We start from the raw sequence: 14,748 nt of genomic DNA, 5'->3' as shown, positions 1-14,748 counted from the left end.
GGCCTGACCTGAGCGGGCTGGTGCGCTACCCCGACTGAGTGGTTCAGTGAGTGGTCCAGGGCTGCGGCGGCCTCAGAGCCCGATCCGCAGCGGGGTGAGCCGGGTGGCGATCAGGTTGGTGGCGCCGCGGTCGCGTTCGATGTGGCCGTGCACCAGCAGGCCGGCCCGGTCGAGGGCGGTGCGGCGCTGGGACTCCCAGACCGGGCGGTTGCAGATCACGTTGATCAGGCCGGTCTCGTCCTCCAGGCTGAGGAAGAGCACCCCGCCGGCCGTCGGCGGGCGCTGCCGGTGGGTGACCAGGCCGCCGACCACCACCGCCGTTCCCGGTGGCACGTCCGGGAGTTGGGCGGCGCTGAGGGCGCCGCCGCGGTCCAGGTGGGCGCGCAGGTGCTGGAGCGGGTGGCTGGTGGCGGAGGTGCCGGTGGCCCACAGGTCGGCGATGGTCTCCTCGACCGGGCTCAGGCCGGGCAGCTCCGGGGCCTCGGTGCCGGGCGTGGTGCCGGGGAGCAGGTCGGCCGAGATCCCGGCGAACGCGCCCGCCGCCCACAGTGCCTGACGCCTCGTCAGGCCGAAGCAGTCGAAGGCCCCGGCCGTCGCCAGCGCCTCCAGGACGGGCGCGGGCAGGCCGGTGCGGCGGGCGAAGTCCTCCAGGTCGGCGTACGGCTGCCCGGCCGCGATCGCCTCGGCCTGCGGGGCGCCGATGCCGCGCACCGTCTCCAGGCCGAGCCGGATGGCCGGTTGCGGCCGGCCGGCGGTCAGCGGGGGCGCGGGCGTCGGGCCCCGGTAGGGCTCCAGGGTGGGGCGCGGTCCGCTGGCGTTGACGTCCACCCCGCGCACCCGGACGCCGTGCCGCCGTACGTCGGCGACCAGGCTGAGCGGCGAGTAGAAGCCCATCGGCTGGTTGGCCAGCAGGGCGCAGGTGAAGGCCGCCGGGAAGTGGTGCTTGAGCCAGGCGCTGGCGTACACCAGGTAGGCGAAGCTGATCGCGTGGCTCTCCGGGAAGCCGTAGTTGGAGAAGGCCTCGATCTTGCCGTAGACGTCCTCGGCGACCTCGGACGGGATGCCGCGCTCGGCCATCCCACTCAGCAGCCGTTCGCGCAGCCGGGCGACCCGCTCGTGGGAGCGCTTGGCGCCCATCGCCTGGCGCAGCCGGTCGGCCTCGGCGGGGCTGAACCCGGCGCAGTCGATGGCGAGTTGCATCATCTGCTCCTGGAACAGCGGCACCCCGAGGGTCTTGCCGAGGGCGTTCTCCATCAGCGGGTGCGGGCAGCCGGGCGGTTCCACCCCGGCGCGGCGGCGCAGGTACGGGTGGACGGAGCCGCCCTGGATCGGGCCGGGGCGGATCAGTGCGACCTCGACCACCAGGTCGTAGAAGTGGTCCGGCTTGAGTCGGGGCAGGGTGGCCATCTGGGCCCGGGACTCGACCTGGAAGACGCCGACGGTGTCGGCGCGGCGCAGCATCGCGTACACGCCCTTGTCGTCGTCCGGAATGGACGCCAAGTCGTAGTGCAGGCCGTGGTGTTCGGCGATCAGGTCGCAGGCGTCGTGCAGTGCGGCGAGCATGCCGAGGCCGAGCAGGTCGATCTTCACCAGTCCGGCGCCGGCGGTGGACTCCTTGTCCCACTGCAGGACGGAGCGCCCCGGCATCCGGGCCCACTCGGTCGGGCAGATCTCCCCGATCGGCTCCTTGGTGAGCACCATGCCGCCCGAGTGGATGCCCAAGTGGCGGGGCAGGCCGTGGAGTTGGCCGGCGAGCGAGAGGACGTCGGCCGGGATGACGGCGTCCGCGCCGGGGGCGGAGCGGAAGTCGGTCTGCCGGCTGAAGGCGTCCACCTGACCCTGCGGGTAGCCGAGCACCCGGGCGGCGTCGCGGATCGCCAGCCGGGGGCGGTAGGTGATCACATTGGCGACCTGGGCGGCGTGCTCGCGCCCGTAGCGGCGGTAGACGTACTGGATGACCTCCTCGCGGCGGCGGTTCTCGATGTCCAGGTCGATGTCGGGCGGGCCGTCCCGGGCGGTGGAGAGGAAGCGCTCGAACAGCAGCCGGTAGTGGATCGGGTCGACGGCGGTGATCCCGAGGGCGTAGCAGACCGCCGAGTTGGCGGCCGAGCCGCGGCCCTGGCACCAGATGTCCTGGCTCCGGCAGAAGTCCACGATGTCGTGCACGATCAGGAAGTAGCCGGCCAGGTCGAGGTCCTCGATCACGTCCAGTTCCTTGGCCAACTGGCGGCGGGCGGCGGCGTTGCCCGAGCCGAAGCGGGCCGGGCCGCCGGCCGCGACCAGGGCGCGCAGGTGGCCGATCTCGCTCTCGCCCTCGGGGACGGGGTAGCCGGGCAGTTCCGGGTCCAGCTTGGCGAAGTCGAAGGCGCAGGCCCGGCCCAGTTCGGCGGTGGCCCGCTGCACGCCGGGGAAGCGGGCCAGCCGGGCGGCCATCTCGCGGCCCGAGCGCAGGTGCGCGGTGCCGGACGCCCGCGTCCAGCCGGCCGCTTCCTGCAGGGTGCGGCGCTCCCGCAGGGCGGCCAGGCTCTGCGCGAGGCGGCCTTGGGCGGGGCCGGCGTGGTGGGCGTTGGTGGAGGCGACGGCGGGGATCCCGAGTCCGGCGGCGAGCGCGGCGAGGGCGTCGTTGCGCCGGTCGTCGCCGGGCAGCCACTGGTCGATCAGCTCGACGTACACGTTCTCGCGGCCGAACGCCTCGGTGAGGGTGTGGAGTCGACGCTCGGCGTCGCCGGTCGCGAGGCCCGCCGGGACCCGGCCGAGGCGGCAGCCGGTGAGCACCGCCCAGTGGCCGCCGTGCGCCCCGGCGAGCGTCGCGAGGTCGTACGCCGGGCGGCCCTTGGCGCCGCCGGCCAGTTGGGCGGCGGCGATCGCGGCGGAGAGGCGGCGGTAGCCGTCCGGGTCGCGGGCGAGGACCAGGAGGTGTTCGGTCGAGTCTTCTTGACGGAGCGTCAGTTCGGCGCCGAAGACGGTGGCCACGCCCGTCCCCCGGGCCGCCTCGGCGAGCCGGACGGCGCCGTAGAGGCCGTCGTGGTCGGTGACCGCCAGGGTCTCCACGCCCAGCCGGGCCGCCTCGGCGACCAGGTCCTCCGGGTCGCTGGCACCGTCCAGGAAACTGAAGGCGGAGTGGACGTGCAGTTCGGCCCAGGGTTCGTCGCCGTCGCTCCCGGCCTTCGCCGCAGGGGGTTCCCCGTCGGGGCGGCGCAGCGGGACGACCGTGCGGTCCGGCGCGGCGCCGGTCAGCCGGCGGTGCAGTTCGCTCCAGGGGAGGGTGGGGTGGCTGGTGAAGCCCATCGGGGTTGCCTTCGTCGTTCTGGTGCTGGTTCTGCTCCCCCCCCCGGCGGGCCGGATCGCCGGGATCGCCGGGATCGCCGGGATCGCCCGGGTCACCGGGATCGCTGGGATCGCCCGGGATCGCCCGGGATCGCCCGGATCGCCGGGGTCGCTCGGATCGCCGGGATCGCCGGTCAGTCGTAGCCGGCCTCCAGGTACCACCCACCCCCCTCCACGGTGAGCAGCAGCGCCCGGCCGCCGTCCACCACCACCTGGAACCGGGCCCGGCGGCGGGCGAGCGACTGGTCCCACCAGTACTCGACCGCCGGCCAGGGCCCGGTCCAGCCCGCCACCCGTTCCTCGCGGCCCCCGACCACGACCAGGGCCGGCCGGGCCGACACCCCCGCCCGACCGTCCACCGTGACCGGCCGGCCGGCCTCGTCCAGCACCCGCACCGGCGCCGGCTCGCGCAGCACCACGGCCGGCCAGAGGTCCGCCGAGCGCTCCGCCAGCCGCCCCGGCCAGGGCGCGTCCGCCGGGGCCGCCGCCTCGTACGGCTCGCCCCACGGCACCCGGACCTGCTGCTCACCCGGGCCGCGCCCGCCGGCCGGCTCGATCCGGCGCAGCCCGGCGTGCCCGAGCACCGCCTGCACCCGGGCCACCGCGCGCTCCACCCGGTCGTCCGCGACCGCTTGGCCCCACAGGGCGAGCTGGCGGCCCTGGTCCGGGGAGAGGCCGTCGGGGGCGAGCCGGAGCAGGGCGAAGCCCGCGCCGCCGTCGCTGAGGGTGCCCGTGCCGCCCGCGGTGAAGGTGCCCGCGCCGCCGGCGGTGAAGGTGCCCGCGCTCTGCCAGGCCTGGAGCTGCCAGCGGACCCGTTCGGCCAGCGCCGTCGCGGACAGCCGGCCCTCGTGCCGCCACAGCCGCGAGACCGTCCGGCCGTCCGCGCAGGCCACCTCGACGGCCACCCGGCGGCAGGTCAGCCCCGCCCCGGCCAGCCGCTGGTGCAGTTGCTCGGCCAGCGTGCGGGCGACGAACACCAGCGGCTCGGCCAGCGGCTCCGGCGGGTCGAAGCGCTGCTCGACGGCGAGGTCGGGCTCCGCGTCGCGCGGGACCAGCGGGCGCGGCTGCAGGCCCCGGGCCAGCCGGTGCGCGAGCGTCCCGGTCGGGCCGAAGCGGTCCGCGACCGCCTCGGGCGGCAGCGCGGCGAAGGCCCCGACGGTGGGCAGGCCGAGCCGCCCGAGCAGTTCGGCCAGCGGCTCGTCGCCCAGCGCGCCCACCGGGTAGGGGGCGAGGAACTCCGCCGTGCGCCCGGTGGGGACCAGCACCCCGGCGCGGGCGGCGAGCACGGCGGCGAACAGGCCGTCGGCGACGCCGATCCGGGCGTGGGGGGTGGTGGGGTTCGGGTTCGGGCCGCGGGGCTGGGGGTGGGGTTGGGGTTGGGGGTCGGGGTGGGGGTCGGGGTCGGGGTGGGGGTGCGCTTGCGGTTGGGACTCGGTGGGCTCGGCGGGCTCTGCGGGCTCTGCGGGCTCGGCGGGCTCTGCGGGCTCGGCGGGCTCTGCGGGCTCTGCGGGCTCTGCGGGCTCTGCGGGCTCTGCGGGCTCTGCGGGCGGCGGTTGGGTGGCCTGGGGCTCGGTGGGCACCGTGACCGCGCCGGGGACGGCGTCCGGGACGGGCGGTCGCCCGAGGGCGTCCGCCACCGCCGTACCGACCAGGGCCGCCAGCGCCTCCTCGCCGCCGAAGTAGCGGCCCGGGCCCTTCACCGGGATGGCGCACAGGCCCGGGCGGATCACCTCCACCCGGGGCGTGAACGCCTCCACCGCCGCGACCACCGGCTCGAAGCGGCGGGTCTCCGCCTCCGGGTCGCGGTCGCGCAGCTCCAGCTCCGGGCAGAGCCGCTGGGCCAGCTTGAGCCGCTGTCCCTGCCGCACCCCCGCCGCCCGGGCGCCCGCCGAGCAGGCGAGGATCCGCCCACCCTCGGTCACCGCCACCGGGTCGTCACCGGTGACGGCCACCACCGGCCAGTCCGGGCACCAGACCACCAGCACCCGGGGGGTCCGGTCCTCGTCGGTCGTCGTCGGCACGTCACACCACCGCCGCCACGAGCGGTGCCGCCGGTTCGGTCACGGACCGTGACTGCTCCCGGACCGGGCGCACCGCGCCGTACTCGTCCGGCAGCCAGAGCCGGGCCGTCCGGCCGCGCACCGCCGAGCCCCGCCCCTCGGCCACCACCTCCACCTGCCGCCCGGCGAGCTGCCCGTGGCCGTCCCCCAGCCCGAACCAGCGCCCGGACCGCACCCCCAGCCGCAGCACCGCGCCCGGCCACGGCCCGGCCACCAGCAGCACGCAGCCGCTGCGCCGCAGGACGGCGGCCAGCCGGGTGGCCAGCTTGGGCGGCACCGGCCCGTCCGGGCGCAGCATGATCAGTTCGACCGCACCGGCCAGCACCGACACCACCTCGGGCCAGTGCTGCCCCGGGTCGTCCGCGACCAGCAGTCGGCGCAGGTCCAGCCCGTAGCCCTCGGCGGCGGCGAGCCCGAGGTCGGGCAGTCCGACCGCCGCCGCCCAGCCGCCCCCGGCGTCCCGGGCCCCGGCGGCCAGTGCCAGCAGCAGTCCGGCGTCCCCGCCCGCCACCGACACCGCCGTGCCGCGCCGCAGTCCGCCGTCCGGCAGCACCTCCCGCAGTGCGGGCGGCACCGGCACCAGCCCGCGCCCGGTCGCCGGTCGCCCGTCCTCGGGCACGGCAGCCGGGAGCGCCGCCGACCGCAGCGCGGGGCGTTCGGGCTGCTCAGCGGCAGATTCGAAAACAGATTCGAAAACGGGCACAGCCCCAGGATCGAACATCCGTTCGTAAAGATTCAAGTCCGCCCCATCGCCCCCACCCGTCACGCTCCGTGCCGACCGCGCCGAACGCGTGAACTCCCTTGGGCCGATCGGGCGACCGACAACCCTTTTTTCCTTGACAAATTTTTTTGTCGGACGGACGCTGGAACGGTGCTGGACGTCGCTGTGATCGAAGAACCCGCCGCGGCCGAGGCCTCCCTGGACCCGATCCGGTCCCGGATCCTCGCCGCCCTCGCCGAGCCCGGCTCGGCCGCCAGGCTGGCCACCCGCCTCGGACTGCCCCGGCAGAAGGTCAACTACCACCTGAAGGAACTTGAACGGCACGGACTCGTCGAACTCGCCGAGGAACGCCGCAAGGGCAACGTCACCGAACGGGTGTACCGCGCCACCGCCGCCTCCTACGTGATCTCCCCCAGCGTCCTGGCCGCCGTCAGCCCGGACCCCTCCCGTGCACCCGACCAGCTCTCCGCCCGCTGGCTGCTGGCCCTGGGCTCCCGACTGGTGCAGGAGGTCGGAGCCCTGCTGACCGGCGCCTCCCGGGCCGGCCGGCGGGTCGCCAGCTTCGGCATCGACGCCCAGGTGCGGTTCGCCTCCGCGGCCGACCGGACGGCCTTCGCCGAGGAACTGGCCCAGGCCGTCGCCACTCTGGTCAGCCGCTACCACGACGAGTCCGCCCCCGGCGGCCGCAGCCACCGGGTCGTCGTCGGACTGCACCAGATCCCCTCGGCACCGCACCCCGGCACCGAGGCCCACCCCCAGGCCGACCCGGCCTCCGACCCGGCCGTCGATCCGGCCGCCAATCTGGCCGTCGATCCGGCCGCCAATCCGGCCGCCGATCCGGCTGCCGCCACGCCCGAGCAAGGAGACCGGAGATGACCCACCCGTTCGAGATCGAACTGGAGACCACCCTCCCGGCCACCCCCGACCAGGTCTGGGAGGCGATCGCCACCGGACCGGGGCTCGACTCCTGGTTCATGGGGCGCAACGAACTCGACCCGCGCGAGGGCGGCACCGCCACCATGGAGACCGGAGGCCACCGCGCGGAGGCCGTCATCACCGCCTACGAGCCCGGCAAGCGGCTGGCCACCCGCACGAGCACCGCCGAGGACGGCCGGTTCATGGCCTTCGAGTACCTGATCGAAGGCCGCGACGGCGGCAGCACCGTGCTCCGCGTCGTCCACAGCGGCCTGCTCGGCGACGACTGGCAGGACGAGTACGACGCGCTGCGCCGCGGCTGGCCGTTCCACCTGCACACGCTCCGCCAGTACCTCGCCCACTTCCCCGGACGCACCGGCACCCCCGTCTTCGCCGCGGCCCCGGCGGCCGGGCGACCGGACCCGGAGATCCGGAGCACCCTCGCCCACGCCCTGGCACTACGACTCCCGGTCACCGTCGGCGCCCGGGCCCACGCCGAGCCGGCCGGGCTGCCGCCGCTGGACGGCGAGGTGGTCTGGGCGGACGACGAGCGCTTCGAACTGCGCACCGCCGACGGGCTCTACACCTTCCACCACGGCGCGGGGACGGTGCTGATGTTCCATCACCTCTTCGGGCCGGGGGCGGCGGACGGGGTCGGGGGTGGGGCCGGAGCGGGGGCGGCGGACGGGGCCGAAGCCGAGGGTGCCTGGCAGCGGTGGCTGGCCGGGCTCCTCGCCTGACGTAGCTCCCGCCGCGGCAGTCGCGGAACCGACAGAACCACTGGCCCGCCTGAACAGCTGACGGACCAGAACGACCCACGAGCACCGACCCACGAGAACCGAGGAACCACTCATGCGCACCCTGATCAGCACCGCCTTCATCTCGCTCGACGGCGTCGTCGAGGCCCCCGGCGGCGAACCCGGCTACCGGAACTCCGGATGGACCTTCAAGGACGTCGAGTTCCTCCCCGAGGCCTACGAGATCAAGGGCCGGGAGCAGGAGGAGGCCACCGCCATGCTGATGGGCCGGGTCAGCTACCAGGCCTTCAGCCCGGTGTGGCCGGACATGCCGGAGTTCGCCCGCTACAAGACGCTGCCGAAGTACGTCGTCTCCACCACCCTCACCGAGGCCGACCTCGTCCCGAACTGGGGCGAGACCACCATCCTGCGCTCGGTCGACCAGGTCGCCGCCCTGAAGGAGACCGAGGGCGGCCCGATCATCCTCCACGGCAGCGCGACCCTGAACCACGGCCTCTCGGACGCCGGCCTGATCGACCGCTACCACCTGCTCGTCTACCCCCTGCTGCTCGGCGCCGGCAAGCGCCTGTTCAGCGCCACGGACAAGGACGCCCAGAAGCTGAAGCTGGTCGAGCACGAGGTGTACGGCAACGGCCTGCAGAAGCAGATCTTCGACGTCGTCCGCTGAGCGGCACTCCTCCTGCTCCCTCCGCCCCTGGCGGCCGGGCCCGTCGCGGACCGCCGGGGCGGTGGACCCCGGACCGGGGCACGGCGGTGATCCGGCGGCCCTGACGGCCCTGACGGCCCTGGCGGCCGTGACGATTCGTCCGAGGGCAAAACCGGTGGACAGGTTCGCGCAGGTCAACAGACTTGCCCCATGACGGCGAACGACGACAAGAACGACCTGCGGATCTACGTCCAGGACGCCCGCGACGCCCTGTTGTGGAAGCTGGACGGCCTCTCCGAGTACGACCTCCGGCGACCGCTCACCCCCACCGGGACCAACCTGCTGGGCCTGGTCAAGCACGTCACCGGGGCCGAGGCCCTGTACCTCGGCGAGACCTTCGGACGCCCCTTCCCCGAACCGACCCCGCTGTGGATCGTCGGCACCGCCGAGCCGAACGGCGACCTCTGGGCCCGGGCGGACGAGAACACCGAGGAGATCCTCGACCGCTACCGCCGGGTCTGGGCCCACTCGGACGCCACCATCGAGACGCTGCCGCTGGACACCGTCGGCCGGCTCCCCTTCGGCAACCGCCCGGAGCAGACCCTGCACCGAGTACTCGTCCACGTGATCGCCGAGACCCATCGGCACGCCGGTCACGCCGACCTGGTCCGCGAACTCATCGACGGCGCCACCGGGCAACGCTCCGACGGCACCAACACGGCCCCCGGCGACGCGGATTGGTGGCGGGCCCACTACGACCGGGTGGAGCGGGCCGCCCGGGAGGCGGACGGGCGGGAGGCGGGCGGGCGGGCGTGACGGGTTCGGGAGCGGCAGGTTCGGGAGCGGCAGGTATGGCGGGCGGTGGTGGGCATGGTGGGCATGGTTGGGGGGTGGCGGCGGTGGTGGGTATGGCGGACATGGGGCAAGAGGTCAGGACGGCCGTTCGGTGTGAGGACTGCGGGGGTGTCGCTGTTCGGAGTTCCGAGCAGTTCCTCCACCGTGGACGGGAGTTGTGGTGGGACGCCGAGCTCCACTGCCCGTCCTGCGGACTGAACATGTGCGAGCACTCGGGCCCGGAGCCCGCACCGGAGGATGTTCGCGCCGCGCTGCTGGCACGCCCACGGACCGGCGCGGCTGCGGCTCTCCGGGCCGCTCGGCGATCCGGTGGCGGCGCTACGGGTGCTGCGCGAGGGATCCGGGGGCTCACTCCGAGCGGCGCGCGAACTGCTCGATGAGCTGAGGGAGTTCGGACTGAGCGGGACGGCCGTCGAGATGGCGTGGTGGCGGGTTCGGCTGGCCGAGCGGGCGGTCGCGGCGGAGGTCGAGGAGGGCTTCGGGCGGGCGTACCGCTACGTGGGGCCACCGGAGCTGCGGCCACCGGAGCTGCGGCCGTCGACGGCGGGTGGGTGCGAGGGCTTCGGCGGTCAACCGGTCCGGACGGCGGGCGAGTTCGCCGCCTGGGCGGAGGCGCGGGCAGCGGCGGAGTTCGCGGAGCCGTTCACCTTCGTGGTGGACCTGGGCGGGGCGCTGCGGCTCGCTCCGCGTCGCAGTGAGCATGTGGTCTGCGCGGGAGGGGAGTCGGTGCTGAGCGCCGGGGAGGTCGGGTTCCGGCGGGCGGACGGCGGGAGCTGGGAGGTCGGGCGCCGGCAGGCGGACGGCGGGGGCTGGGAGGTCGGGACGGTCAGCAACCTGTCCACCGGCTACTGCCCCGACGTCACCTCCTGGCCGGCCGTCGCCACCGCCCTCGACCGGCTCGGGCTGCCGCACCCCGGCGGCTTCACCCACGCGGTGGTGTTCCGCCGATGCCCGGGGTGCGGGCGCTGCGGCATCGTCCGGGAGGGGCACTACGTCTGCGTGTTCTGCGACGGGGACCTGCCGGAGCGGTGGAACGTGGACGACCCGGCGCTGCCGTAGAGCCGCTCCGGGCGTCGCCCGGCGCAGCGGGGCCGTCGCCCCGGCCGGGCTGGCTGGTGTCGGCCCGGCCGGTGACCTGGCTGGCGGCCGTCGGCCCGGGGAAACCCCCGTGGCACTGTCGGATCGGCCCGCTAGGGTCAGGGGGACAGGGGGAACGGTGAAGGGCGGGGCGCGTGGGGTGTGTGCGAGTGGCCGGGGTTCCGGGCGGGGTGGTGCACGAGGGGAGCCGGGAGTTCCTGGTGCGGGAGGGACTGCCCGCCGCCGGGGCGTTCCTGGACTTCGGGGTGCTCGACGGCGGCTCGCTGAAGGCCTTCCCGAGCGCCGGGGCGGAGCGGCTCTTCGTCCTCGGGGAGACGGACTACTGCATGCCCTTCGCCGCCCTCGGCAACCTGGTGCTGCTGGACGGGACGACCGGTGAGGTGTTCCTCGGCAACGGCGGCCCCCGGCGGGATCCGCTGGCCTCCGACCTCGCCGCGCTGGCCGCGCTGATCCGGGAGGTGGAGGCGGTGGGCGAGGCGGCCCGGCGCCCGGACGCGCTCGACGGGCGGCGCGGGCCGGCGGTGGTGGCCGAGGTGCTGGCCGGGGCCGAGCGGCGGATGCGGGACATCGATCCCGCGCTGTTCGGGCGCGCCGCCGCGCCGGATGCCACGCCTGAGGCCGCCCCCGATGTCGTGGACGACTTCGTACCTGACGCCGTGGACGACGCCATGCGCGATGCCGGGTACGGCGCCGTGCCGGCGCACTGGGGGACGGCGCTGCTGGTGCGGGCGCTGGCCTGGGGCGCGCTGCCCGGCGGGCCGGGCGGGCCCGCGTACGAGGTCGGCCCGGAGCTGGTGGCCGAGCTGGCGGCGCTGACCGACGAGGACGGCGGTGCGGGCCTGGTGCACCGGTTCCGGCCGGAGGGGCTGCCCGCCGCCCTGGTGCACGAGCCCACCCGACGGCTGCTGACCGAGGTCGGGCTGCCGCTCGGCGGGGCGATGTTCGGGGCGTGCCAGGAGCCGCTGGTCACCATGGCGGAGGCCTACCCCGAGTACTTCGACGGCGAGGAGGAACGCCCCTACCAGCGCGACTACCTCGCGCTCGGCGACTGGCCGACCGACCTCACCATCGCCCTGGACGGCGCCACCGGCCGGCTCGAACTGCCCGACTGGTACGACGACGGCCAGCCCGAGGCCTACCTGAACCGCGACCTGTCCGCCCTGCTCTACGCCCTGTGGACGTACGAGCGGCTGCGCGCCGAGTGGGAGCGCTGGGAGCACGGCCTGGGTCGGGACACCTGGGCGGTGTTCGATCCGCAGTCGCTGCTGAGCACCGTGGTGGACCGGCTGGTCGAGGGCGTCGACCCGGAGGCCTTCGCCTCGCCCGGCCGCTCCTGGCGGCTGCTCGCCGAGGACGGGCACATGGGCGGCCTGCTGGGGTGATCCCGGCCGGGGCCGCCCCGGGGAGCGGGGCTGGGGTGGGGCTGGATGGGGCTGGGTGGGGTCGCGCGGTCCGCGCCCGGCCGGGACCGCCACGCCGGTACGCTGCCCCGGTGACGAACATCCGTACGGCGGCCGGGCGAAGACAGCTGATGCTCCTGGGCATCAGCGCCGTCCTCTCCCTCGCCTCGGCGGGCGGGCTGTACGCCCTGCTGTACGTACGGTCGCTGGACTACGGGAGGCGCTGCGAACGCGGCCTGGTGTCCGGCGGTGGGCGGTTGCTGGAGACGGGGGCGTCCTGGCTACCGCCGGACGCCTGGTGCCGGTTCGAGGACCGGAGCCTGTCCACCACCCCCTTCTGGGCGCTGCTGCTGTTCTACGCGTTGCTGACCGTGGTGGTCTGGTCGCTCACCTCACTGCTGCACACCGTCCGTCCGCGCACCGACCCGGGGCTGGACTGGCAGCCGGGGCACGGCGTCGGCCCGGGGCGGTAGGCGGGGCGGTGGGCGGGGCGGTAGGCGGGCTGGTGGGTGGGCAGTAGGCGGCCCGGTGGGTGGGGCGGTTCGCTGCCGTGGTGGCGCAGCGTCTCGGCGATGGCGGCGGCGCTCGCCGAGGCCGAACTGCCGCTCAGCCCCAGGAGAGCGCAGCGATCTCGCCCTCGGAGACCTCGCCGCGCCGGTTCCATTCCTCTCCCGCTTGGGCCGCCCCGATCCCGGCGACGGTGCCGAACCGGCAGGGGTGCGGGACTCTCCCCGGCGGCGGGTTCAGCGCCCGTACGGCGGACGGCAAAAGACACGGCCAAGGCCGAGCCGAGATCGATTGGCAGAAGTCGGCCGAGATCGGCAGAGAAGGAGCACGGAACATGGACAGCGACGGCGCCACGGCGAGCCACTACCTGGCATTTGCGGAGCGGGAGGCGCGCGGCAACTCGCCGATGTACCGGGAACTGGCCGAACGGACGGCCGGGGACCAGGAGTTGATCGACTTGCTGGACGGACTGCCGACCGCTAAGCGGCAGCCGAACCTGCTGTTCGGTGCGGTGCGGCACCTCGGCGGACCGGTGACGGACGGCTGGCCGGCCTTCCGCGACTGGACGGTGACGCAGTGGGCCGAGGTCTCGACGACGATGCTGGAGCGGCGCACCCAGACCAACGAGGCGGGCCGCTGCGCCACCCTGCTGCCACTGCTGGCCTCGCTGCCGCAGCCGCTGGCGCTGATCGAGGTGGGCGCCTCGGCGGGGCTCTGCCTGTACCCCGACCGGTATCGGTATCGGTACCGGCCGGGGTACGCGGGTACGGGCGGTACCGGCAGTGGGGTGGAGGCAGTCGGTGAGGTGGAAGCAGTCGGTGAGTTCGGGGCCGAGGGGAGCCCGGTGACGCTGGACTGTTCGGTGAGCGGGCCGGTGCCGATGCTCGACGCCCTGCGGGAACGGCTGCCCGAGGTGGTGTGGCGTGCCGGAATCGACCTCAACCCGCTGGACGTCCGTTCCGAGGACGACATGCGGTGGCTGGAGTCACTGGTCTGGCCGGAGCAGACCCATCGTTTGGAGCGGCTGCGCGGCGCGGTCCGGATCGCCCGGGCCGAACCGCCGCTGCTGGTGCGCGGCGATCTCAACGAGACCGTACGGGAGTTGGTGGCGCAGACACCGGCGGGCTCGACGCCGGTGGTGTTCCACAGCGCGGTGCTCGCGTACCTGTCGCCGGAGGCACGGGAGGAGTTCGCGGCGACCATGCGAGAGCTGCCCGCCCGCTGGATCTCCAACGAGGCGGTCTCCGTCCTGCCGACCGTCGCGGAACGCCTCCCCCGCCCGGCCCCGGTCGGCTCAGGGCTGTTCGCCCTCGCCCTGGACGAGCGGCCGGTCGCCTTCACCGGGCCGCACGGGCAGTCCCTGGAGTGGTTCGCCGAGGACGGAGACCGATCCGCTGCCCGGGCTTGAAGCTGCCGCAGCGGCAGCTTCTACCGTCGTGACCGGGGCCAGAGGAACCGGCCCCGGTCCGAGCGAACGTGCACGTCGATGGGCGTGGGACGAGACCCGGAGGACGGGACACGCGAGGGGGAGAGGAGATGGCAGAGGAGATGGCAATGGCCTGGCCGATCGCAGAGATCGCCCGGATGTCGGGCGTGACCGCCCGGACCCTGCGGCACTACGACGAGATCGGACTGCTGCCTCCCGCCCGGATCGGCTCCAATGGGCACCGCTACTACGAGGAGCGGCAGTTGCTGCGACTGCAGCAGATCCTCGTCCTGCGGGCCCTGGGCGTGGGGCTGACCGAGATCTCCCGGATCATCGGCGACCAGGTGGACGAGTTGGAGTCCCTGCGGGGCCACCACCGCCGGCTGGTCGCCGAACGCGACCGGCTCGACGCCCTCGCCGCCACCGTCTCGCGCACGATCGCCGACCTGGAACGCTCCCGGAAGGACGGCACGCCCATGACCGACATCAACCGACCCGAGAACCTGTTCGAGGGCATCCAGCCCGCCGACATCGACGTCAGCCTGCGTGACTTCCCCGAGCACGCCGAAGCGGCCCGGCAAGCGACCGCCGCGATGACCCCGGCCGAGATCGAGGCCGGCCAGCGCGAGCGGACCGCACGGATGGTCCGCCTGGCGGAGCTGATGGCCGCCGGCCACCCGGCCGATGCCGAGCCCGCGCAGCGCATGATCGACGAGGAGTACCGGATGCTCAACGGGATCCGCGCGGTCTCGCTGGAGGAGTACCTCGCCATCGCGCGCTCGTGCACGGAGAACGAGCAGTGGAACGCCGCGTACGAGACCATCGCCCCGGGGCTGGCCGCCTACCAGCGCGCCGCCATGGAGGCGTACGCGGCGGCACGGCTCTCCTGAGCCGGGCTCTGGCCCGCTTCCGGCGGGGAGCGGGCCAGAGGGGGCGGGCCCGGCGGGGCGACCCGGCGGAGGGGGCGGGCCCGGAAGCCGCCGCCCTCCCCCCGCTGTTACTCCATCCCCACTGTCACTCCGTCCCCCGCTGTCA

General features: G+C 74.8%; 12 protein-coding genes. 9 read left to right on the top strand and 3 right to left on the bottom strand.

Going from position 1 to position 14,748, the window contains the following annotated elements; all coding sequences use genetic code 11:
- Positions 1-72 precede the first annotated feature (72 nt).
- The 3 genes from ACZ47G_RS27175 to ACZ47G_RS27165 all read right to left on the bottom strand — a co-directional run bounded on the left by ACZ47G_RS27175 (position 73) and on the right by ACZ47G_RS27165 (position 6,090).
- A complete protein-coding gene (locus tag ACZ47G_RS27175; RefSeq protein WP_465746941.1) occupies positions 73-3,288 on the bottom strand; it encodes an error-prone DNA polymerase in 3,216 nt (1,071 codons plus the stop codon).
- Between the two features lie 173 nt (positions 3,289-3,461).
- Complete coding sequence (locus tag ACZ47G_RS27170) at positions 3,462-5,348, bottom strand: DNA polymerase Y family protein (RefSeq protein WP_465746939.1); 1,887 nt, start codon at positions 5,346-5,348, stop codon at positions 3,462-3,464.
- A gap of 1 nt (position 5,349) precedes the next feature.
- Positions 5,350-6,090: an FAD-binding oxidoreductase/lyase gene (locus ACZ47G_RS27165; protein WP_465746937.1), complete on the bottom strand. Its 741-nt coding sequence runs from the start codon at positions 6,088-6,090 to the stop codon at positions 5,350-5,352.
- Positions 6,091-6,258: 168 nt separating this feature from the next.
- Here ACZ47G_RS27165 and ACZ47G_RS27160 point away from each other — a divergent pair, with 168 nt between their 5' ends.
- The 9 genes from ACZ47G_RS27160 (at position 6,259) to ACZ47G_RS27120 (ending at position 14,603) form a co-directional block, all read left to right on the top strand.
- Complete coding sequence (locus ACZ47G_RS27160) at positions 6,259-6,984, top strand: ArsR/SmtB family transcription factor (protein WP_465746936.1); 726 nt, start codon at positions 6,259-6,261, stop codon at positions 6,982-6,984.
- A complete protein-coding gene (locus tag ACZ47G_RS27155; protein WP_465746934.1) occupies positions 6,981-7,763 on the top strand; it encodes an SRPBCC family protein in 783 nt (260 codons plus the stop codon). Before ACZ47G_RS27160 ends, ACZ47G_RS27155 begins: the two co-directional genes overlap by 4 nt.
- A 112-nt stretch (positions 7,764-7,875) precedes the next feature.
- Positions 7,876-8,448, top strand: a complete 573-nt coding sequence (locus ACZ47G_RS27150; RefSeq protein ID WP_465746932.1) for a dihydrofolate reductase family protein — start codon at positions 7,876-7,878, stop codon at positions 8,446-8,448.
- A gap of 189 nt (positions 8,449-8,637) precedes the next feature.
- Complete coding sequence (locus tag ACZ47G_RS27145; RefSeq protein ID WP_465746931.1) at positions 8,638-9,243, top strand: DinB family protein; 606 nt, start codon at positions 8,638-8,640, stop codon at positions 9,241-9,243.
- 276 nt (positions 9,244-9,519) lie between these two features.
- Positions 9,520-10,341, top strand: a complete 822-nt coding sequence (locus tag ACZ47G_RS27140) for a hypothetical protein (protein ID WP_465746929.1) — start codon at positions 9,520-9,522, stop codon at positions 10,339-10,341.
- Positions 10,342-10,529: 188 nt separating this feature from the next.
- The gene (locus ACZ47G_RS27135) at positions 10,530-11,762 is read left to right on the top strand and encodes an SUKH-4 family immunity protein (protein ID WP_465746927.1); all 1,233 of its coding nucleotides are present in this window, start codon (positions 10,530-10,532) and stop codon (positions 11,760-11,762) included.
- 110 nt (positions 11,763-11,872) lie between these two features.
- Complete coding sequence (locus tag ACZ47G_RS27130) at positions 11,873-12,253, top strand: hypothetical protein (protein WP_465746925.1); 381 nt, start codon at positions 11,873-11,875, stop codon at positions 12,251-12,253.
- A 368-nt stretch (positions 12,254-12,621) separates the two neighbouring features.
- On the top strand, positions 12,622-13,695 hold the full coding sequence (locus tag ACZ47G_RS27125) for a DUF2332 domain-containing protein (RefSeq protein ID WP_465746923.1): 1,074 nt from the start codon (positions 12,622-12,624) through the stop codon (positions 13,693-13,695).
- Positions 13,696-13,841: 146 nt separating this feature from the next.
- Entirely contained in the window at positions 13,842-14,603 is a 762-nt protein-coding gene (locus ACZ47G_RS27120; RefSeq protein WP_465746921.1) for a MerR family transcriptional regulator, read from the top strand.
- Positions 14,604-14,748: the final 145 nt, after the last annotated feature.

The sequence above is a fragment of the Kitasatospora sp. NPDC030952 genome, assembly GCF_055571335.1.
The sequence above is the reverse complement of the archived record's forward strand: the minus strand, read 5'-3'. Positions and strand labels throughout refer to the sequence as shown.

Excerpts from the sequence above, each read along its gene's own strand:
- ACZ47G_RS27175 (WP_465746941.1), bottom strand. The coding sequence starts at position 3,288 with ATGGGCTTCACCAGCCACCCCACCCTCCCCTGGAGCGAACTGCACCGC.
- ACZ47G_RS27155 (WP_465746934.1), top strand. The coding sequence starts at position 6,981 with ATGACCCACCCGTTCGAGATCGAACTGGAGACCACCCTCCCGGCCACC.
- ACZ47G_RS27150 (WP_465746932.1), top strand. The coding sequence starts at position 7,876 with ATGCGCACCCTGATCAGCACCGCCTTCATCTCGCTCGACGGCGTCGTC.
- ACZ47G_RS27145 (WP_465746931.1), top strand. The coding sequence starts at position 8,638 with ATGACGGCGAACGACGACAAGAACGACCTGCGGATCTACGTCCAGGAC.
- ACZ47G_RS27140 (WP_465746929.1), top strand. The coding sequence starts at position 9,520 with ATGTTCGCGCCGCGCTGCTGGCACGCCCACGGACCGGCGCGGCTGCGG.
- ACZ47G_RS27125 (WP_465746923.1), top strand. The coding sequence starts at position 12,622 with ATGGACAGCGACGGCGCCACGGCGAGCCACTACCTGGCATTTGCGGAG.
- ACZ47G_RS27120 (WP_465746921.1), top strand. The coding sequence starts at position 13,842 with ATGGCCTGGCCGATCGCAGAGATCGCCCGGATGTCGGGCGTGACCGCC.